The 22424-nt window shown below is 36.7% G+C and carries 13 protein-coding genes, 1 rRNA gene and 1 pseudogene; 14 read left to right on the plus strand and 1 reads right to left on the minus strand.

Annotated elements, in window-relative coordinates:
• From rrf to ULO1_RS06985, 10 genes and pseudogenes are all read left to right on the plus strand, one after another.
• Positions 1-109 (plus strand): 5S ribosomal RNA (gene rrf / locus ULO1_RS06940); the annotation flags it as partial.
• 269 nt (positions 110-378) lie between these two features.
• A pseudogene (locus ULO1_RS06945) lies at positions 379-1616 on the plus strand (IS4 family transposase).
• Between the two features lie 261 nt (positions 1617-1877).
• The gene (locus ULO1_RS06950; RefSeq protein WP_079933245.1) at positions 1878-4055 is read left to right on the plus strand and encodes a DEAD/DEAH box helicase family protein; all 2178 of its coding nucleotides are present in this window, start codon (positions 1878-1880) and stop codon (positions 4053-4055) included.
• Positions 4056-4184: 129 nt separating this feature from the next.
• Positions 4185-6176 (plus strand): AAA family ATPase, encoded by a 1992-nt coding sequence (locus tag ULO1_RS06955; protein WP_079933246.1) that lies wholly within the window; start codon positions 4185-4187, stop codon positions 6174-6176.
• 4 nt (positions 6177-6180) lie between these two features.
• Positions 6181-6705 carry a hypothetical protein gene (locus ULO1_RS06960; RefSeq protein ID WP_079933247.1) on the plus strand — a complete coding sequence of 175 codons (525 nt, stop codon included), beginning with the start codon at positions 6181-6183 and terminating at the stop codon, positions 6703-6705.
• Between the two features lie 128 nt (positions 6706-6833).
• Entirely contained in the window at positions 6834-8438 is a 1605-nt protein-coding gene (locus ULO1_RS06965; protein WP_242947909.1) for a phosphoadenosine phosphosulfate reductase family protein, read from the plus strand.
• Positions 8438-9322, plus strand: coding sequence for a DUF4007 family protein (locus ULO1_RS06970; protein ID WP_079933248.1), 885 nt, complete (start codon positions 8438-8440; stop codon positions 9320-9322). Before ULO1_RS06965 ends, ULO1_RS06970 begins: the two co-directional genes overlap by 1 nt.
• Positions 9323-9327: 5 nt before the next feature.
• The gene (locus ULO1_RS06975; RefSeq protein WP_079933249.1) at positions 9328-12960 is read left to right on the plus strand and encodes a DUF6079 family protein; all 3633 of its coding nucleotides are present in this window, start codon (positions 9328-9330) and stop codon (positions 12958-12960) included.
• Between the two features lie 14 nt (positions 12961-12974).
• On the plus strand, positions 12975-14117 hold the full coding sequence (locus tag ULO1_RS06980) for an aminotransferase class V-fold PLP-dependent enzyme (RefSeq protein WP_159446844.1): 1143 nt from the start codon (positions 12975-12977) through the stop codon (positions 14115-14117).
• A 293-nt stretch (positions 14118-14410) separates the two neighbouring features.
• Entirely contained in the window at positions 14411-15226 is an 816-nt protein-coding gene (locus ULO1_RS06985) for a Wadjet anti-phage system protein JetD domain-containing protein (RefSeq protein ID WP_079933251.1), read from the plus strand.
• A gap of 370 nt (positions 15227-15596) precedes the next feature.
• On the opposite strand, the gene ULO1_RS06990 is transcribed toward ULO1_RS06985, so the two are convergent.
• Positions 15597-16040, minus strand: a complete 444-nt coding sequence (locus ULO1_RS06990) for a hypothetical protein (protein WP_079933252.1) — start codon at positions 16038-16040, stop codon at positions 15597-15599.
• Positions 16041-16395: 355 nt separating this feature from the next.
• On the opposite strand from ULO1_RS06990, the gene ULO1_RS06995 reads away from it, so the two are divergent.
• The 4 genes from ULO1_RS06995 to ULO1_RS07010 all read left to right on the plus strand — a co-directional run.
• Positions 16396-18963, plus strand: a complete 2568-nt coding sequence (locus ULO1_RS06995; RefSeq protein ID WP_079933253.1) for a UvrD-helicase domain-containing protein — start codon at positions 16396-16398, stop codon at positions 18961-18963.
• Positions 18964-19437: 474 nt separating this feature from the next.
• A complete protein-coding gene (locus ULO1_RS07000; RefSeq protein ID WP_079933254.1) occupies positions 19438-20577 on the plus strand; it encodes a glycerate kinase in 1140 nt (379 codons plus the stop codon).
• 40 nt (positions 20578-20617) lie between these two features.
• On the plus strand, positions 20618-21784 hold the full coding sequence (locus ULO1_RS07005) for an acyl-CoA dehydrogenase family protein (protein ID WP_079907612.1): 1167 nt from the start codon (positions 20618-20620) through the stop codon (positions 21782-21784).
• 39 nt (positions 21785-21823) lie between these two features.
• Positions 21824-22424, plus strand: a 601-nt coding sequence (locus ULO1_RS07010) for an aldehyde ferredoxin oxidoreductase N-terminal domain-containing protein (protein ID WP_278308213.1), incomplete at its 3' end; no start/stop codon positions are given.

Below are 22424 nucleotides of genomic sequence, written 5' to 3' on the forward strand. Positions count from 1 at the left end.
CAATGGCGGTGGGGCAACACCCGTACCCATACCGAACACGGCAGTTAAGCCCACCAGCGCCGATGGTACTTGGACCGCAGGGTCCTGGGAGAGTAGGTCGCTGCCGGACAAAGAGAAACTTCCTGTAATTGTCACAGGAAGTTTTTTTTTAAAGGATTTTAATTTTTTTTGTCGAATTATATAATAATAAATTTTTTCAATATTTAATATCAGTAGCGTTGCAAAAATTAATCTGAATTTGTCAAGTCATAAATTAGCTTAATTTGACCCTAAAAAGACCAAAAACAAAGATTATGAGCTGAAAAATACAAAAAACTCCTTTATAATAGAGATTAAGGGTAGTCCTTGCCCAAATCTCTAATATAAAGGAGACAAAATATGCAAGGCAAGGATATCATAAAAGCCACATTTTTTCAATTGTTTCGGCCAGTTTTTCACGAAAGAAATTTACAACAAATCAAAACAGCAGGTGTTGATAAATACGTTAAAAATCTGACAGCACTCAAGCTATTCAATCTTTTAGCCTATGCTCAGTTGGAACAATTCAAAGGCTTGAGGGAAATTAGCAATAGCCTAAATAATGAGATTCATAGCTTGTACGTAGGTCTTGATTCTATAAGCCATTCCCAAATTTCCCGCAGGCTGAAGGCACTGCCGACAAGCACCTTTAAGACAATATTTCAAGATCTTATTCGGCAGGCCGGAGAAAAGGAGAAAAAATAGGTTTCCCAAAAATCCGTGACTCCCTGGGACGTATCTATTTAATTGATGCTTCGGTTATCAGTTTGTGCTTAACCCAATATCGCTGGGCAGAATTCCGTAAAGATAAAAGTGGTGTAAAGCTTCATCTTAGGCTCAGACTGTTTGAGCAAGGGGTTCTGCCGGATTGTGCACAGATCACCACGGCAAAATACAGTGATAGAACGCAAATGGACAATCTGGTAGTTGAAGAGAAGGATGTAATTAACATTTTTGACCGTGGCTACATTGACTACAGGAAATTTGATCAATACTGCAAAGAGGGAATAGGTTTTGTAACTCGTCTTAAGTCTAATGCTGTGGTATATGTGCAAAAAGAATTGTCAGTTTTGCCGGAAAGCGAAATAAAAAGGGACTGCATAGCTATCTTGGGCTGGGGTTCGTCAAGAATGGAACACCCTGTGCGTCTGATTGAAACAATGGATACGGAAGGAAAGCAAATCTTAGATATGAGTGCTGAAGAAATTGGGCAGTTATATCGCTACCGCTGGCAGATTGAAATCTTCTTTAAATGGCTTAAGCAACACCTGCATGTCAAGCATCTATATAGCCTTAGTCAGCAGGCAGTGGAGAACCAATTGTATATCGCATTAGCAACATACTGTTTATTAAAGATAATTCAACTGGAAACAGGCTTTAAAGGTCCGCTACTGACTGTCTAAAGACTGATTTGTACCTGTCTTTATGAACCCTTTGAAGCATTTGTGAAAAAGCTTAAATACAAGAAAAAACGGAAATCTAAAGGTCGACGAAGATTGAACCATGAAGCAGTATATGAACTAACAGTAAAACAAGTAATGGAGGGTGAAGCTGATTTTCTTAATGACTTATGTTATGATCCAGTAATTCTAAAATAGGTGGCAATAATTGACAAAATATGGAATAGGGCTACCCTCTATTGCTACTAGCCCTTTTGACCAAAGAAGAAAAAACACGTTTACATATATTATCAAAAATAGAAATTATATGATATCAATTGTTTAGGTAAAAGATCTTTATTCTCAATCAAGTATTTAATGCAACGCTACTGATGCAACGATACTTATTTAATATTAGTTTTTTTAAATTCTTTTCAATATAATGAGGTCAATTATTTATTATTTTGAGGTGTTGTGTAAATGGGTTTTCGTGATTTGAATTTGAAGATAAAATATAGATCTTCTGATGACAATATTGTTAGAGATTTTTATATTCCAGTATTACAGCGATCTGTTGTCTATAAAAGAGCTGTTGGTTTTTTTTCATCTTCATCATTAATAGAAATATCTAAGGGTCTTTCAGGTTTGATAAAAAATGGTGGGAAAATACTACTTATTGCTTCTCCTAGGATTCAGGTAGAAGATATAGAAGCTATCAAAAAAGGATATGAGATTCGAAAACTCATTGAAGAAATATTATGTGATTCTATTTTACCTCCTAAAACCTATTTTGAAGAAGAAAGATTAAACTTATTAGCACACTTGATTGCTACACGCAGACTTGATATTAAGATAGCTTATATGGAAGAAAATAATTATTTGGGCATGTATCATGAAAAAATTGGTATTGCAATTGATGAATATGGTAATAAAATTGCTTTTACAGGTTCTTTGAATGAAACTTTATATGCATTTAATCAGAATTTCGAATCTATTGATGTTTTTTTGTCATGGCGTAGTGAGTTCGAGTTAGAGAGAGTATTGGAAAAGGAAAAAGACTTTGACAATTTGTGGTGTAACAACACTAAAAAAATAAAGGTAATAGATTTTCCTAGGGTAGCCGCTGAGAAATTACAAAAATTTATGAAAGATAATGTAAATTACGATATAGATGAATTGGAATTCAATTTATCATTAAAAGAAAATAAGTCGATTTATACTGTAAATCAAATAAATGTTCCTCAAGATATTAAATTATATGATTATCAAGTAGAGGCCATAAATAATTGGGAATCTTATGGTTTTAGAGGAATTTTTGACATGGCAACTGGAACAGGTAAAACAATTACAGGTTTAGCTGCTATTGTGAGATTACTTGAAAAGGTTAAGAGGACTGCTATTTTTATTATTTGCCCGTATCAGCATTTAGTAGATCAATGGGTAGAAGAAGTGAAAAAATTTAACTTTAAACCTATTATTGGTTATTCCGCTTCCGAACAGAAAGATTGGAAAATAAGATTGAGGAATGCAGTAATTGATTATAACCTTAAAATAATTGACCAGTTCTGCTTTGTTACTACTAACGTTACTTTTTCTTCAGATTTTGTACAACATATGATAAATAAAATTTCTGGGAACATATTAGTGGTTATTGATGAAGCACATAATTTTGGAGCTTTAAAGCTTAGTAAGTGTTTGGATAATAGATTTGATTATAGGTTAGCTCTTTCAGCAACAATTGAAAGAGCTTATGATCCAGAAGGCACAAAAAAACTACTTGATTTTTTTGGAAACAAATGTATAGTATATGATTTAGAGCGTGCAATTAAAGAGAAAAAGCTTACACCTTATAAATATTATCCAGTATTAACTTTCTTGACTCCAGAAGAATTAAATGAATATAAACTTATTTCAAGGCAAATTGCAAAATATACTATTAACGAAGATGATGGGAAGATTAAATTAACAGATAAGGGAAAGAAATTAGCAATATTAAGGGCACGTTTAGTTGCTGGTTCTATAAACAAACTAGAAACTTTAAAGGAAGCGATAAAACCATATTGTAAGGAGAGTCATATTTTAGTATATTGTGGTGCAACAACAATCAAAGATTATGGCTATAAATATGGGAAAGCTGACGATACTGAGTTACGACAAATTGAAGCTGTAGCGGATATATTAGGAAACCAATTGGGTATGAAAGTAAGACAATTTACTTCAGCTGAGACTGCTAGTGAGAGAGAAATAATTAAAAAAGAATTTGAAAAGGGCGAGAATTTGCAAGCGCTTATAGCGATACGATGTCTTGATGAAGGAGTGAATATACCTAAAATCAAAACTGCTTTTCTATTAGCAAGTAGTACTAATCCTAAGGAGTATATACAAAGGAGAGGAAGAGTTTTACGTCTTGCAGAAGGTAAAGACTATGCAACAATATTTGATTTTGTAACATTACCTAGACCCTTAGATGTAGTTATAAGCTTAACTGAGGAAGAAATTAAGTATGATTTGTCACTTATAAAAAAAGAGATTAATAGAATTTATGATTTCTCGCATATTTCTGCCAATCCGCATGTGGGTTATGAAGTGATTGAGAAAATCAAGACTGCCTATGGGATATTAAATGATGGGAGGAGTGATGATTATAATGAATATTAATCACGAAGTAGTAAAAGTTATTCTAAAGAAAATTTATGAACTAGAATCAGAAAATTTGAAGACAAAAAAATATACTGATGAACAGATGGTAGATAAAATTCAAAAATTAATAATCGAGGAGGTTAAAAAATGTTATTAAAATCATTGGAAATGATAAATTTCAGACAATATAAAGGAAAGCAAAAAATAATTTTTTCTACAAACAAGGAAAAAAATGTTACTGTAATTTTGGGGAAAAACACAAGTGGTAAGACAACATTAATTCAAGCTTTTAACTGGGCGCTGTATGGTAATGCGAATTTTGATACAAAAGATTTTCTGCTGAATTTAGAAATTGCAAATCAACTCAAAGTAAATGAAGAGGCTAATGTTCAGGTGAGTATTGAATTAATTCATAATGATATTGAATATTTAATTGTACGAAAACAGCCTTATCGACGTATTTCAAATCATATTGTAAAACCTAATAAATCGGAAATCACTATCCAGTATAAATTACCTAATGGACAAACAGAGTTCATCAAACAACATGATATTGATGATACAATTAATAAAATATTGCCGGAAGAACTATCTCGTTATTTCTTTTTTGATGGCGAAAGAATTGGTAATTTAGGGAAAAATGATAAGCAAGCTAGGCAAGATTTAGCCAAGGCAGTTAAAACTATTCTTGGGTTAACGGTTCTGGATAATGCAATAAGCCACTTAAGTGGAGGATATAAAAATAGTGTAATTGGTAAATTAAAAAGGAGAATAGATGCACAAGGCAATGAAAAATTAATGGAACTTCAAAAAGAGATCGAAGATAAGTATAATCAACTTGAAGAATACGATAAAAACATTAGCAGTATAGAAGATGCAATTAAAGGAATAGAAGAAATAGTAAAGCAGAAGAAAGATATTATCTTAAATAATAAAGAAACTTTTGAGTTACAAAAGGAAATTAACGAGCTTGAATTAGAAATTAATAATTTAAAAGAAGAAAAAGATAAAGTTGTTAAAAACTTTAATAATGATTTTTGCGAAAAGGCGCCGCTATTTTTTATGCAATCATTAATGGACAGCTCTATTGATGCTTTAAAAAGTTTTTCCCAAATGAATGATGTGGTTCCATATTTTAGTAGCCAAGCAATAGAGTACGTTATAGACACAGGAAAATGTATATGTGGTAGAGAAATTGCAATAGGAAGTGAAGAATATAAATATCTTGTTTATTTAAAAAGTTCATGCTTACCATTACAAATAGAAAACGAGTTAAAAATTTTTATTAATAATGCAAATAATTACAAACAAAGGGCTAAGGATTTTTATAATGTTATGACAGAAAGATATGAGAAATTTAGAGAATATAAATATAAAATTTATGATTTCATGGACCGTATAAATAATAACAAGAATAAAATTAATTTTAACCAAAACTTAGCTGCAATACAGCAAGAAATTGAAAATTACGAAACTAAATTGAAACATCTAGGTGATGAGTTACGAAAAGTTCAATTAGATAGAGAAATTTTATCTAGAGATATTCAATCAAAAGAGCAAGAGGCAAATTATTATGCACAAGCAAATAAAAATAATCTTTTTATTGATTTATGTATAAAATATGCTGAAGAAGTAAATATAACGTTTCAAAAATATTATAAGCAAAGAGAGACGGAGATTAGATCTAAACTACAAACTAAAGTCAATGATATTTTTTCCCAAATGTATCATGGTAAAAGGAAAATTCTTATAGATGAGTCATATAAGTTTTTTTTAAAATCTCCTTTGGTTGAGGATAATTTAAATGTGGACGCAGATCCATCAAAGGGATTAGAGACAGTAATGAGTTTTGCATTTGTTTCAGGAATAGTTGATCTTGCTAAAGAAAAAATCACTAATGAACATATAGAATTTAATACAGAACCTTATCCTTTAGTAATGGATGCTCCATTTTCAAATGCGGATGAGGAGCATGTAACAAGGATATCCAAAATTTTACCAGAAATAGCAGAACAGGTTATAATGTTCATTATGCATAAAGATTGGAAGCATGCAGAAAGTGTGTTAAGTTTTAAATTAGATAAGATGTATGAGCTAAACAAAATAAGTGAAACATATACTGAAATTAAGGAGTGTTAAAAAAGTGTTTGATAAAAATTATCAATTTAGAGGAAAGCATGGACATTATGTCAATGATATGGTAGAAAAATACAAGATATTCAAGAGAGTAATAGATGTTTATATTTTAGCTCCAATTATTGGATTTCATTATGACAGAAAAGGCGAAGTTGATAAAAGTAATGACTATACAAAAACTATAATGGTTGAACAATTAATAAAAGAGCAACAATTAATTTCTTTTATATATAAATGTATTAAAATATTGTTGATAAATAAATTATCTAATGAAAAAAGTTTGGAAGCAGTATTTATAGCAGATGAAAAAAACAATGAAAATATATATTATAGTATTTTCGACTCTTATGTGCTTGGTGGTGTTGAAATTTTATACGAGAAGTTACTGGAATATATTGGAGATGAAGATGAAATTGTAGATAGAATCTATGAATTTATCAAAGAATTTGAGGAGTTTAACGAAAAGCCGATAGACCAGGAAGACTTATTTAAAGAGCTTAATTTGCTAATTAATAGTAATAAGCACAAATGAATTTTATAATTATCTCTATTTGCAATTTTACAGCTTATGAAAACTTGATAGCATTTAAAGGATTTTAACAATTCGTGTAGAAAAAATACTGGAGATGTTGTCTCCAGTATTTTTTTGAGGGTGATAAAATGAAAATTTTCTGGTGTGAGACTTGTAATATTCCTGTATTTGATGAAAATTGTTCCTTGTGTGGTTCTAATTCAAAATATTTTGCAATGGATATAAGACCTGTTTTTCCTGAAGAGACAATACTTATTGAGATTTTGCTTCAGAAGCGAGGAGAGTTTTTAAGTAAAGTATTATGGAATACAAAGGGTAATAAGTATTTTTTTAATGGTAAAAAAGTTGATTTTTCTATGCAAAAGTTGATTCATATGTCTGACCCTAAACTAATAATAGAAAAGATGAATGAGGAAATTTTGCGTTCTTTAGAAACTAGATATGAATATTTCATTGACTCTATTGAAAAATTCATTCGGGCAAATAGAAGCCATTTACAACGACTGGAATATGAAAGTATAGAATTTATAAAAAATGTATCTGAAAAATATAGTGATAGAATTAAAATGGTATCTTTTAGTGGTGGTAAGGACTCAACAGTTGTCTCAAGTTTAGTACGTCGAGCATTAGGAACTAACAATATCCTACATGTTTTTGGTGATACAACATTAGAGTTTCCAATGACATACGAATACATACAAAGGTTTAGGAGAAACAACCGAAAAATCCCCTTTTTCCGTCCACGGTCACATCATAATTTCTTAGACTTATGCGATACAATAGGACCGCCTAGCAGAGTAATGCGATGGTGTTGTACAGTATTCAAGACCGGTCCTATTAGTAGTCTGATTGATAAATTCAGTGGAAATAAGAATATTTTAACATTCTATGGGGTTAGAAGAAGTGAGTCGATTAGACGTAGTAAGTATGACGAGGTAAGCAAAAGTCCTAAGATAGCCAAGCAGATAGTTGCTTCTCCGATCATAAATTGGAAAGATGCTGATGTTTGGCTTTATTTGCTTAGTAATGAGGAGGATTTTAACGATGCCTATCGCTTAGGGTTTACAAGGGTAGGGTGTTGGTGTTGTCCTAGTAATAGTGACTGGTCATTTTTCTTAGCAAAAATTTTTATTCCGGAACATGCCAATGAATGGAAAAGTTTTTTGGTCAGTTTTGCAAAGACAATTGGCAAACCTGACCCTGAAAACTATGTTGAAGGTGGTTTTTGGAAGGCTCGCCAAGGCGGTAATGGAATGGATGTTAGCTTTTCAAATATTAAATTTGAACCATGCGCAAATGAAGAAAATGCAAGAAATTTCTACTTAACTAGACCCATTTATCAACAACTATATGAATACTTTAAACCGTTTGGGCATTTAAATTTTGACATGGGCAAGAAGTTGCTAAATGAAGTTTATGTGCTCGATAGGAAAACAAAAGAACTAGTATTAATTTTGCAAGGTAAATTAGGACAAAATCATTTAAAGATAATAGTGCCTAGCAAGCAAAATTATAGACTAATTTCAACTCGCATTGATTGTCAGTTGAGAAAATTTCAATCATGCATAGGATGCGGAGGATGTCCTGCAATATGTAATAATAAAGCGATTAGTATTATTGGTGATCAATATTATATTGATTCAAAAAAATGCACTGGATGCATGGAATGTATAGCTTATTATGATAGAGGATGTTTGGTAACAAAAGTTACTCAAACTAGGAGGTCGGAATAATGCGATTTGCAAGACATGAGACTTTCCATATTAGGGAGGGTTGGTTAACTAAAGGCTTAAGGAAGATACAAACAGAAGGTAAAAAAGATATTTTTCAAAGAAAAGATGCCATGGAAGAATTAGGTATAGGAAGTAACATGGTAAAGTCATTGCGATATTGGATGCAGGCCACAGGTTTGACGGAAGAAAAAAAAGGAAAAAAAGGACAAGAGTTAACTGAATATGGACAGGTTATTTATGAATATGACAGGTATTTTGAGGAGGATTTCACTCTTTGGTTAATTCATTATTTCCTTTGCACAAATAAGGAAATGGCAACTTCTTGGTATTGGTTTTTTAATATTTTTAACCATAAGGAGTTCGACGAAGACATTTTTTTAAGTGAGTTGGAATTGTGGGTGAGCGAAGAGGGGCAGTCAGTAGCTACAAGTTCATTAAAAAAAGATTTTGACTGCATTATAAATACTTACTTATACAATAAAGAAAATAATTATTTGAATCCAGAGGATAACTTAGGATCGCCCTTGCAAGAATTAGGAATAATTGAAAAAATAGATTCTAAAAATAAAAAATATAGATTTACAAGAAGGAACATAAAAAAAATACCAAAGGATTTATTTCTTTTTGCAATTCTACGTTTTGTAAGAAAAAAGAATTTAGACAATGCTGTTAGCATTGAGGCACTTTTAACAGAACCAGAAAGTATAGGTCGTGTATTTTCGCTCAGTTGGGGTGAACTTATACAAATACTTGAAATATTGCAAGCTGATGGTTTCGTTTATATTACAAAGACCGCTGGCTTAAATAACGTTTCAATAAGAGTTAATAAAGAACCGATCGAAGTAATAATAGATTATTATAAATCACGAGAGGAACAGAGGTAGAAAACATGGAAAGGAAGAATTTGAGCGAATTTATTAGAGTTTCTCCAGGATTTCAATATTCAGTTAACATTAAATATGACTTAAAGAACAAGACTAAAATAACTAACTATATTCCTTTAACCCAATCAGTTGAAATTTTTGATGAAGTAATTAAAGCAACTCAACCTAATGAAACTAAACGTTCAAGATTGATAGTTGGTTCTTATGGAACTGGGAAATCGCACCTTTGTACTGTATTGACATCAATATTAGCTAAAACTTTTCAAAAAAACGATTACAAAGAATTAATATCCAAAATTAATAATATTTCTCCAGCAATAGCTAATGTTGTCCTTGAAGAGTTAGCAGATAAAAAAATTTTACCAGTCATTATTAATGGAAATGATAGCGCATTTGAACAATCACTGCTTTATAACCTTCATTTTGCTCTTAAAGAAGAAGGCATTGAGAATATTATGCCGCAAACAGTTTATAAAGCTGCTTTTGAGCAAATTTATATTTGGAAAGAAAATTACCCGGACGCCTTTAAAAGATTATATGAGTTTCTTAATGCTAGTCAATATAGTGTAGAAAAGTTATTATTTGAATTAGAAAACTATTATGAAGAAAGCTACCTCTTATTTGAAAGAGCTTATAGTTATGTAACACATGGGGCACAATTTCAGCCGTTATTAAATGGTAAAGCGGATGAGATTTACTTGGAAGTCTTATATAATTTACCTAAAGATAAATATAAAGGTATAATTGTTATTTTTGATGAGTTTGGAAAATACCTTGAAAATCAATGGAAAAACAATCAATTAATAGATTTGAAACCAGTACAAGATTTTGCAGAAGCATGTAACGCAAGTGGTGAAATGTGCTTACAACTATTGCTAATAACTCATAAGCCAATAACACAATATGCTTTAAAATACGGACAAGAAGTCGTCAATGAATGGAAAAAAATTGAAGGAAGATTTAAGATTATTGAGTTAATAAATCAACCGCAAAAAAACTATGAAATAATATCACAAGTTATTTTGAAAGATCAAAATTGGTGGAACGAATTTGAGTATAAAAATAAAGAAAAGTTTTTATGTATAAAAGATGCATTGACAAACACGAGTTTATTTTCTGATATGAACGAAGCAGATTTTAATAGTATTGTTATCAAAGGAGGCTATCCATTACATCCTCTTGCTACATTTTGTTTACCTAGATTTACTCAAAAAATAGCCCAAAATGAGAGAACTTTATTTACGTTTTTAACTACTAATGATTTTTATTCGTTAGGCGAATTTTTGATAAAAAATAATCCCGATAACTTTAATTTGCTTACGATAGACACATTATATGATTACTTTGAACATCAACTTAAAACCTTAGATCCATCTGAAAACATTTATCAAATCTGGCTGCAAACTGCAAGTGGTCTTGCTAGACTAAATAAAGATGAATTAGTTGAAGCAAGGTTATTAAAAGCATTAGCAGTTATAAAAATGGTTGGTTTACCTACGATTTTACCGCCTAACAAAGAAATGTTAAAAATTGCGTTTTTAGGAACAAATTTAGATAGCGAACAAATTAATAAAGCTATTCAAAACTTATTTAATAAAAGGATATTATTTGAAGGAAGCAGCACAGGTAATTTAGAAATTATAGAAAAGAGTGAAATTGATGTAAAGACGGAATTAGAGCTATTACTAGCTAAAAGAAGAAGAATATTTGATTTTATTCAGTTTATGAATGAAAAATATAGACCCAAGCCTGTATTAGCAAAAAGGTATAATGATAAATATGCTATGACGCGCTATTTTTTAAGTAAATATATTTCTTCAAAAGATATGAATAATATTGCTGAGTATTTAGATGAGAATTTTGATAAAGACGGATATATTTTTTATCTATTAATTGAAAATGAAGATGACTTCGAAGAAACAGTTAAACTTATCAAAAAAGATAAATATGAGCGGGCGGTTTTTGTTTTACCGAAAAAACCACTAGAAAAAGACTATCATCATTTAGAATATATACTAAGGTCAATTGATAGTTTGAATTTGTTGTTGAAAAATCTAGAGGAAAGTAAAAATTTTAGCAAAGCGGATAGGATTGAAGTTTTACTTTGGATAGATGAGTTTGAAAATAAATTAAATAACTTACTGAATGAATACTTTTCAATACAGGATTGTAAAGTATATGCCTTTGGCACTGAAAGGAAAATAATAAATGCAGCCGATTTAAATCGATTAGTGTCAGAAGTTTGTGAGACTATATTCAATAAAACTCCTGTTTTTAACAACGAGATGATGAATAAACATGAGATAACAGCGCCTATTATTAAGGCTAGAAAAAAAATAGTTGAAGGACTGTTACAACCAGTTTTAACGACTAATTTGGGAATTAATGGTAACGGTCCTGAAATGGCAATATTTAGGTCATTGTTATTGCACAAAGGTATAATAAATTTTGATAACGAAAACACTGTACTAAATGATATAAGTAAAATAAAAGATCCGGGAGTAGTTTACTGTTTACAAAAATTAGGTACTTTGCTATATGAATCAAGAGATGGAATTCGATTTGACCAGATAATAAAACACTTATGCTCAGCACCGATCGGGTTGAGAAAAGGAATTATACCCATTGTAATTGCAATATTCTTGCATGGGCGAACAAACGATTTTATTCTATCAGAGGATGGAATTGAAAAAGAATTATCTGCCGATAATATTGAGCTAGCATTTAAAAATCCTGAAAAGTTTTACTTAATTATGCAAAAATGGTCAGAGGAGAAATCTGTATTCTGTAATGCTTTAAAAGGTATTTTTTCTGAATATATTAATGAGTACGATAAACTAGGAAACCCAACTAGAATAGTATATAACGCGATTAAGAGATGGTTTTTGTCATTGCCTAAGTTTACGAGGGACTCGAAGAATTTGGGTCCAAAAGCAAAAGAATTGCGGCGTCTGTTAAAACAGGCTAATTTGCAGAGTGCTAAATTTTTATTTGAAGATTTGCCAAAGATTATCATAGGAGAAAATAGAGTATGTTATGATCAGATAAAAATAATTGTTCGAGAAATTGAAGCAATAAAAAGAGAAATGGACTATTTTTTGGAAGTGGTCATAAAAAACTTGGAAGAGGAGATGATAAATACTCTTCCAAGTGAAACAAGAACAAAAGATTCTTTATTAAGTAGTTTAAGAACTTGGTATTTTCATTTATCAGAACAGCAGCGTGAAAGAATTTATTCAGATGGTACACAGGCTGTATTAGATTTAATTGCAACTTTTAATTCAGAGAATAAAAGTGAATTTACTAAAAAGCTTCTACTAACAATTAGTGGACTACGGCCGGAAGACTGGTCCGATTTAACTGTAAAAAATATAGTCCCGAGTTTTATCGAAATAATCAAAGAAGTAGATTTATTTAAAGACGTTACAAATGAAATTGCAGTAACTTCTGAAGTTATGATCAGTTACATTGACCAGAACGGAAATAAAATTAATCGCAAATTTTATAAATCAACCATATCACCTACTGGAGAATTATTAAAAAATTTACTGGAAGGTTTTATAAACGAATATGGTGATGCTATCACAAACAATGAAAAACGGCAAATAGTCATTTCATTGTTAGAAAAACTAATGTAGTTGGAGTGAGGGGATTGAGAATATATTTTGATAATGCTGCCACAACCTTTCCAAAACCACAATCAGTTATTGATGCGGTAACAAATTGTATGCAGAGTTATGCAATTAATGCAGGTAGAGGATCATATAGTGAAGCCATTGAAGCTTATCAGTTGATTAATGATTGTAGAGAAAAAGTCAAACGCCTTTTAGGTTTTCAGCATGGACAAGTGGTTTTCGCGCCTAGTGCAACAATAGCATTGAACCAGATCATTCTTGGACTAAATTGGCAAAAAGGCGATAATGTTTATATCACCCCCTTTGAACATAACGCCGTTGCTCGAATTGTAAATCAACTAAGAGAAAGTATAGGTATTGAAATAATTGAGATACCTGTTGTTAGAGAAACTTTTGAGTTTGATCTTGAGTTATTAAAAGAGACATTTTTCAAAAAGCCACCAAAGGCCCTAATAATGGCTCATGTGAGTAATGTGTTTGGTTTGATAACACCTATTCGTGAAATTTCGATATTAGCTAAAAAATATGATGCAATCATAATAGTGGATGGAGCTCAAGCGGGGCCTTTATTACCTCTAAATGATGAAGACGTGGATTTCTACATTTTTTCCGGACACAAGACATTTTATGGACCTTTTGGGATAGCGGGCTTTTGGCATAATAACAAGTTTTCGTTAAACCCTATTTTGTTTGGGGGAACTGGAAGTCATTCTGAATTATTGGAAATGCCATTAGATGTTCCTTACAGGTATGAAGTTGGCAGTCATAATATTGTAGCTATTTCAGGTTTGAGTGCTGCTTGTGATTGGTTGAAAGAAATTGGTCCAAAGAACATTCTCTTGCATGAATTAAATTTAATAAAAAAACTTATAGGTTTACTCAAAGATTTACAAGAAATCACTATCTTTTGTAATGAAAACAACCATACTGGTATACTTTCATTCAATGTAAATGGGTTTACTGCTCAAGAAGTGGCAATGATTTTAAGCCAACAATATGGGATTGCTGTTAGATCTGGTTTGCATTGTGCCCCGCTTGCACATGGTTTTTTAGGAACAATGCAGCATGGTACAGTAAGGGTGGGATTAAGCTATTTTAATACCGAAGAGGAAATCGAGCTTTTTATAAATAGTATTAGTGAACTTATAGAGGGCTACTAATTAAAAAGTAGATTGCCCGTGTGGGCCAATCAACATTAAACTGAGCGGTTAAAGTATCAAGCTTCTTTGCAATCTCAGCCAGCCTTTTCAGGGGTCTGGCAATATTATCCATTATCTTCTGCATATCATCCCACGAACTAGCCACATTCCGTACAGCCTGGGCGGACTGGCTCCTGGCCCTGGTCTGCTCTTACCGGGGTCAGGGCCCGTCCTGGCTGGAAAACTTTCTGGCCTGGCTGGAGGAGCGGCTGCTGCTTCGGGAAGGCATTAGTCCATATCTGGACTTGCATGACATGGAAACAGCCGACCGGGTTCTGACTGCCCTGCAGGCCCTGACAGAGCTACAGGAAGAAACGCCCGAGCGGGTATTCAGCCTGCGGGTGCTGGGACATAGTAAAGCCTGGGCGGCTATTGCTCAGAGGGTCCTGCGGATAGTGCGGGATTTTCACGGGGGCTGGGGCCTGGAGGAGGCCCGGGAGGTCTGGGCGGAATTTGGTCTGGTGGCCAATCCCCAGCATATTTTTGTTCATGGTAACCTCACCCTGCAAGTAGCCGGTGGGATAGTGGAAACCCGCCTTTTCCAGCCTGATCTGGGTCTTTCTGCCCAGCTGATTCAAAATATGCAGGTGCTGGACGTCCAGGCAGACTTCCTCATCACCATCGAGAATTTGACTTCTTTTTATCAATTCATTCGCAAACATCCGGGCCAATATGTGGTAGTCTACCTGGGCGGTTACCACAACCGGTTACGGAGGGAGTTTTTGCAGAAAATCCAGCGTTGCCTGCTGGAGCAGGGCCGGGAGATTCCCTGTTATCACTGGGGGGATATCGATTACGGCGGCTTTGATATTTTCCGCCACCTGGCTGAACACAGTTTACTGCCGCTCAATCCCTATCTGATGGATTCCGAGACCTTGCTGCGGCATCGCCATTTGGCCCTTGCCATCAGTGATGCTTATGCCCGGCGCCTGGCGGGGTTGCTGGATAAGCCAGGATTTGAGGCGTTTCGCGAGGTGATAGAGGTGATGCTGCGGGAAAGAATCCGGCTGGAGCAGGAATCGGTGGAGGTAATATTGAATTTACCGTTCGGGGAGGATTTGGTGTTCTGAAAACTCAGGGAGAGATAATTTGAAACATACATTGTTACATAAGGCTAAAAACTATTTACATACCCGATTTTTTGTATTAAAAATGGACTGCCCCGCAGGGCTAGTCACTTTAAACTGAGCAGTCAAGATATCAAGCTGTTTTGCCATCTCCGCCAACCTTTGCAAAGAACTTGCCATGTTTTCGGTCATCTTCCGCATTGCATCTCCAGAACTAGCCACATCCCGCGCAGCTTGGGCGGAGATAACTGAAACAAACCCGATTTTCTCTACCATAGCTCGGACGGTATTACTATCGGCAGCCTATTTAGCACTAGCTGCCGAATTTTCTTCTAAAATGGCAGCAACGTTATCAATAGCATCAACTATCTCTTTACTCCGAATGGACACGTCTGGGTGGAGTCAGTGATTTGTTTAACCTAGACACTAGCCTGATTGGCCAATTTTGAGATTCGTGCAATGGCTTGGCCGGCTTCCTGGGCCAACTGATAACCTTGTTTTTGATCGGAGCAAACCCGGATTTAAAGGTACCCCACTGGTTGGTGTAAAAATCATGGATGAAAGTGGGGGCGCTTTTCATCGCTTGTTTTATTTCTGGCGAGATATCATATTCATCTCCGATATGGGAATAGTCTTCGCCTGTCTCAGCATCAACTACGAAAACTACCTTTCTGGCATCTTTGGGGGATAGAGTATAAACACAGGTAGCGTTGTTTTCGCTTTTGATTTGTTGCAAAATCGCTTTGAGCTGTTTGTATGTAGCACTGTTTTCAACGTCCCGGGTTTTTAATTTACTGTGGGCATCCGCATCAATCATCAGGGCACCGGTTCTGGCGATTCAGTAGTTTCTCGCCCAGCTGGTCTTCATAAGCCTGGGCTGCTTTGGTATAGCTCAGGTATCCCATCAGGAGAGCAACACTCAGGGTAAGTAGCGTGAAAACCAGGGCGAACTTGACTCGCAGGGAAAGGATATTCTGTTTGATTGCACGATAAATCCTCCGCTTCTCTTTATCCAGGTCGAGATAATTACAGATTTCACAATTCGCTATATTTAGCCAAAATCCTGCTTAAATATAAATTAAGCATTTATCAACAAAAAATGAAGGATTTTCTAATAAATAGTTGAAATATTAATTATATAAAAATGAGTTTGGTTAGGTAGGGATTGGGATATGGCTACTAAATCGGCAACTCAAAAAATTGTTTCTCATCCAGATTATGAAAAAGAAAAGCAACGACTTGATAAAGCGATTCAAGCAATTAAGACAATTTTACGAGAAATTGATGAACAAGTAGCTAATAGAGATAAATATACTAAACAGATTATGAAAGAAGAGGGCATTATAAAAAACGAGCTATTTGTTGAAAATTCACTTGGTAAAATTCAGAAACAAAATAAAGCAGAACTGCAACAAATGCTAAACAAACCTTATTTTGGCCGGATTGACTTTAAAGAAGAAGGAATTAGATCAATTGAGAGTTACTATATAGGAAGGGCAGGAACGTTTGAAATTGAAGATAATGTTGCAATTGTCAGCTGGAAAGCACCTGTTGCTTCACTATATTATCAGTCTCGGGGCGGTAAAGCATCATATAGGGCACCTGAAGGTGAAATTACTGGTGAAATTAGATTAAAAAGGCGTTTTGATATTAATAATGGCAAACTTAATAAAATTGTTGATGAATATCTTGATGAAAAAAGTTTCAAATTTCAGGATAATACTGAGTATCTTAGTGATCCTTTTCTAGTGCAAAAACTAAGCCATAATGTAAACTCAAAATTAAAAGATATAGTTGAAACTATTCAGGCCGAACAAAATAATATTATCAGGGAGCCAATGGAAAATGTTGTGTTGGTGCAGGGAGTACCTGGATCAGGTAAGACAACAATAGCTCTGCACAGAATATCATATCTATTGTATAACTATAGAAATCTCTTGCCTGAGAAGATAATGGTTATAGCACCAAGTAAATTATTCCTTGATTACATTTCCGATGTATTACCGGATTTAGAAACCGAAGGTAGTGAAAAAATAAAACAACTTACTTTTGTTGAACTGGCGTGGGAAATTATTGGGAGAAAAATCGAAATCCTTGAAGATGAAAAATATGGATTTTTATTTACTACATATGGTAATGAGTTTATCAATTTCATAAAAGAAAAATTAATCGATGCTTACAAAATAAAAGGTTCATTACATTTTAAAATAGCAATTGATAAATATATTGAAAAAAAGGTTGAAGAAGTAATTACTAACCTGTCAGATATTAACTTTCTGGATGGTAAACTTATTATTTCAAGAGATGACCAGATAAATATATTAACCGATAGGTCAATGCCATACAATAATCGTATCCAGTCTTTAAAGAAATTTATTGAGAATAAACTTAATTATTTTCTGTATGTATCTGATAACAATAATTCAATAGCCAAGGAGCATTCAGCTAAAACAATAACGCAGGGATATCTTGATAGAATTAAAAATGCTTTCAATGATAAAATTTATTACTCTAAATTAAGTAAAGATGAAAAAGAGATATTGATGAAACAACGAGACGATATTGTAAACTATATTATCAATGAAAAAGATAAAATAATAAACCAGTTAAAAAATTTAACAACATTGCAAGTGTTTTCTCTGTACCGCGAAATGATAGATAATAACTGGTTTAGTACAACAATGTCCCACAATCACAGATTCAGTAGTGTATTGATGGAAGAAATAACAAAAAGAGCATTAGATCTGAATAAAGTTGAAAAAGAAGACCTTGCTGCTCTTTGTTACTTAAAATATGTATTAGATGGGTATCTCGAATTCGAGAAGTTTCAGCACATCGTTGTTGATGAAGCTCAGGACTTAAACATATTTGAATTTTATATACTAAAATTATTATCGACAAACAACTCATTTACTATTTTGGGTGATATTAGCCAATCAATTAATATAGTTAGCGGTTTGAAAAAATGGGAAGATTTATACTATGTTTTTGATAAAGCTTCTATTAAATATCATAACGTTCAATATAATTACAGATCTACCATTGAGATTGTTACTTTTGCAAATCAATTATTAAAAGCAGAAGTTGCAAAACCCATACCAGTATTACGCAATGGTGAAAAACCGCTGATTGAAAAAGTGACCAATTCAGAACTGGTAAGCAAATGTATTGAGGCGGTCAGAAAATATAAAGGTCTAGGTTGTAAATCAATTGCTGTGTTAGTTAAAAAGAAGGAAGGATCAAACGCCATTTATAAAGAATTGTGTGCCGCTGCAGGCGACCTAACAATCAACTATATTACAGAGAACACAGAAACTTATACTAGTGGAATCTGTGTAATACCTATGAAGCTCTCCAAAGGGTTGGAGTTTGATGCAGTAATTATTTGGAATGCTTCAGCAGGAAATTTTAGAGATGATGATACAGATAGAAAACTGCTGTATGTAGCTTTAACTAGGCCCCTTCATTACCTGCATATTTTGTATACTGGAACGTTAACACCACTCATAGTTCAAAAGAATGATAATATTGATATTGTATGGCAAAAAGATGTTTGGTTTGCTCTAAGCCACTGGGGTAAAGTAACTGGTCGTTTTCCGGGATATTTCAATAAGTTTTGTTATCAAATAGGTCTATTGTTATCAAGAAATTATAACTTGACTGACAAACAAAAAGAGTTTGCACAGAAAGTTTGGATAGAAGCAGTACGGCTAGGATTTAATCCTGACTCCTTACATTGACAATAAAAGAAAGAGCCCGTAATGACCTACGCTACAGCTACTGCAAATCCCTGCATAGCTGCCTGCAATCTTTCGACTGCAAACAACCATTACGGAACCTGCAATAACCTTTGCTCGACCATTACAAGTACCTTAGAAGCCGTAGCTGACCTCTCGGCCAGATACGACCTCCAGCGCCGCTGAGGAGCCTGCGGAACCTGGAATGATCTTAGCTCGACCACCAGGCATCCCTTTTGACCCTGCCATGATCCTTCGGACCATGACAGAGCCTGACAGGACACCGGACAGTCTGCCCGCCGACCAATACAGAGCCTTATCCGACCCTGTATTGACCTTTGGCCGACTATTACTGAGCCTTGCGACCCGGTAACAGTCTTGGCTCGGCCATTACGAACCCTTTCCGTTCATTATTGTCTCCAGCGGATAAGATAATATACAGCGAAACAAAAATTTTTTGCAAGGGTGATAGTCATCATGAGAGTACTGATCGTGCCTGATTCTTTTAAAGGAAGTTTGTCGGCCACGGCGGTGGCAGAAGCCATTCGGAGCGGCTGGCAAAGGGTGCGGCCGCAGGATGAGATAAAACTGATACCCATTGCTGATGGGGGTGAAGGGACAGTAGAGGCGCTGCTGACCGCGGTGGGCGGGGAAAAGGTAGATTGCGTTGTGCGGGGCCCCCTGGACCGGCCGGTACAGGCTTTTTACGGCTTGCTGAATGAGGGCCGAACAGCGGTTATCGAAATGGCAGCTGCTTCCGGGCTACATCTGGTACCGGTAGCGGAACGCAATCCCCTGCTGACCACTACCTCTGGTACAGGCCAGTTGATTAAGGCAGCCCTGGATCGCGGTTGCCGGCGGCTGATTATTGGTATCGGTGGCAGTGCCACCAATGATGGCGGAACGGGCATGGCTACCGCCCTGGGGGCCCGCTTCCTGGACCAGGAGGGCCGGGAATTGCCTCCCGGAGGAGGGGCCCTGGTCAATCTGTGGCAGGTGGACCTCTCGGGCCTTGACCCTCGAATCAAAGAGGTGGAAATCCTGGTGGCCTGTGATGTGACCAATCCGTTAATTGGTCCCCAGGGGGCCAGCCGGATCTATGGGCCGCAGAAAGGAGCAACTGCTGAGCAGGTGGAAATCCTGGAAGCAGGTTTAACTCGCCTGGCAAAAGTAGTGGAAGGAGAACTGGGAGTAGCAATTGCTGATTTACCCGGTGCCGGGGCGGCAGGGGGACTGGGTGGCGGTCTGGTGGCTTTCCTGGGAGCTCGTTTGCAACCGGGCTTTCCCTTGATTGCCCGGCAATGCCGGTTGCAGGAGTGGATAGATTGGGCAGAGCTGGTTATCACCGGGGAAGGTCAGCTGGATGGTCAGTCGGTTTATGGCAAAGTTCCGGTAGGAGTGGCGGCTATGGCTAAATGTAAGCCAGTAATTGTGCTGGCCGGGTCCATCGGGCCGGGGGCGGAAAAAACCCTTACTGCTGGCATTACCGCCTACTTTTCTATTGTCAGGGGGCCGATGGCTCTGGCAGAAGCCATGGAACGCGGCCGGGAGCTACTGGTAGAGACGGCTGAACAAGTGGCCAGGATTTTAACAATCAAGAAGGCGGGGAACGGATGACAACTGACAGGGAAAGAATTGCGGAGTGGAGGTAATAAGGATGAATTTCTATTTCACCGAGGAACAACAAATGCTGCGCCAGACGGTACGGCGCATCGCCGAGGAGAAAGTGGCTCCGCGGGCGGCAGAAATCGATGAAACCGGTCAGTACCCCTATGACATCTGGGAGGTATTCAAGGAAACGGGTTTGCTGGGGGTCAGCTTCCCGGAGGAATACGGCGGCTCAGGGATGGGAGCTACCGGGCTCTGTATTGCCATTGAAGAAGTGGCCAAATACTGTTGCAGCTCCGGCCTGATCCTGTTACTCACCTACTTACCCACATTGCCGATTCGCATTGCCGGGACACCGGAACAGAAGAAAAAATACCTTACACCGGTGGCAACAGGTGAAAAACGGGCTTCCTTCTGTCTGACCGAGCCTACTGCTGGCTCTGATGCAGCTAACATCAAGATGACCGCTGTCCGGGACGGGGACTATTATATCCTGAATGGCCGTAAGCAGTTTATTTCCGGGGCCTCCATGGCTGACTATGTTACTGTCTTCGCCAAAACCAAACCGGAAGCCAAACACCGCGGTATGTCGGCTTTTATTGTCGATACCAGTACCCCTGGCTTTTCCATCGGACGGCATGAAAACAAAATGGGAGTAAGGGGTGTGCCTCTGTGTGAGGTGGTCTTTGAAAATGTGCGGGTACCGGCAGAAAACCTGCTGGGTCAGGAAAATGAAGGCTTCAAGCTTGCCATGCAAACCCTCAATTCCATGCGGCCGGTGGTAGGAGCCCGGGGACTGGGGTTGGCTCAGGGGGCACTGGCCTATGCCCTGGAATATACCAAACAACGCCATGCCTTTGGCGGGCCCCTGGCGGATAAACAAGGGCTGCGCTGGATGATGGCTGACATGATTACCCAAATCGAAGCGGCCCGCCTGCTGGTTTATCAGGCAGCTTTCCTGATCGATCAAGGTAAGATTACCAGAGAATATGCCGGTTTGCTCTCCATGTCCAAGATTTATCCCACCGATATGGCCATGCGGGTGGCGATTGATTGTGCCCAGCTGCTGGGAGGCTACGGATATATGAAGGATTATCCCCTGGAGCGCTATATCCGGGATGCTAAACAATTGCAAATTGTAGAAGGAACCAGCCAGATTCAGAGAGAAATTATCTCCAGGTGGCTGCTGGAAAACGGAGTGAACCGGCCCTTCTAAAACTAAAGGGCTGTGGCAGCACAAAAGGGGGTAATAGGAGTGGATAAACTGTTACGCATTGACCTGGGACGTCAGATGATCAAGGAAGAAAATCTGCCGGAAGCCTGGCAAAAATACGGGGGCAGGGCGTTGACCGCTGCTGTGTTGCGCGCAGAAGTAAATCCAAAGGTGGATCCCTTGTCTCCAGGCAATAAACTGGTGCTGGCAGCGGGCTTGCTGGCAGGCAGCGGGGTACCCTGTTCCGGGCGCTTGTCCATCGGGGCCAAAAGCCCTTTAACTGGCACCATAAAAGAGAGCAATGTAGGCGGAACAGCGGCCCAGCGCCTGGCCCGGCTGGGTTATCGCGGGATAATCATTGAAGGAAAGGCTGAGAATGGGCCAGCAGTGCTGGTGGTAAAAGGCGATGGAGCAGTTCTGGAACTGCGGCCCCAGCTGGCTAAACTGGGGAATTACCAGACGGCGGCCCAGTTGCTGGCTGAATATGGGCCTGAAGCGGCGGTAATCAGCATTGGGCCGGTGGGGGAAATGGCTTTGCCGGTGGCTTCTGTGGCGGTGACCAACCGGGAAGGATTGCCTTCCCGCCATGCCGGCCGCGGGGGCATGGGGGCAGTGATGGGCAGCAAGGGGCTGAAGGCCATTG

This window comes from Carboxydocella sp. ULO1 (assembly GCF_002049255.1).
Taxonomy (GTDB): Bacteria; Bacillota.

Coding starts and splice junctions, on each gene's coding strand:
- ULO1_RS07000 (WP_079933254.1), top strand. CDS start 19,438: ATGAGAGTACTGATCGTGCCTGATTCTTTTAAAGGAAGTTTGTCGGCC.
- ULO1_RS07005 (WP_079907612.1), top strand. CDS start 20,618: ATGAATTTCTATTTCACCGAGGAACAACAAATGCTGCGCCAGACGGTA.
- ULO1_RS06985 (WP_079933251.1), top strand. CDS start 14,411: ATGGAAACAGCCGACCGGGTTCTGACTGCCCTGCAGGCCCTGACAGAG.
- ULO1_RS06970 (WP_079933248.1), top strand. CDS start 8,438: ATGCGATTTGCAAGACATGAGACTTTCCATATTAGGGAGGGTTGGTTA.
- ULO1_RS06950 (WP_079933245.1), top strand. CDS start 1,878: ATGGGTTTTCGTGATTTGAATTTGAAGATAAAATATAGATCTTCTGAT.
- ULO1_RS06975 (WP_079933249.1), top strand. CDS start 9,328: ATGGAAAGGAAGAATTTGAGCGAATTTATTAGAGTTTCTCCAGGATTT.
- ULO1_RS06995 (WP_079933253.1), top strand. CDS start 16,396: ATGGCTACTAAATCGGCAACTCAAAAAATTGTTTCTCATCCAGATTAT.
- ULO1_RS06955 (WP_079933246.1), top strand. CDS start 4,185: ATGTTATTAAAATCATTGGAAATGATAAATTTCAGACAATATAAAGGA.
- ULO1_RS06965 (WP_242947909.1), top strand. CDS start 6,834: ATGAAAATTTTCTGGTGTGAGACTTGTAATATTCCTGTATTTGATGAA.
- ULO1_RS06990 (WP_079933252.1), bottom strand. CDS start 16,040: ATGATTGATGCGGATGCCCACAGTAAATTAAAAACCCGGGACGTTGAA.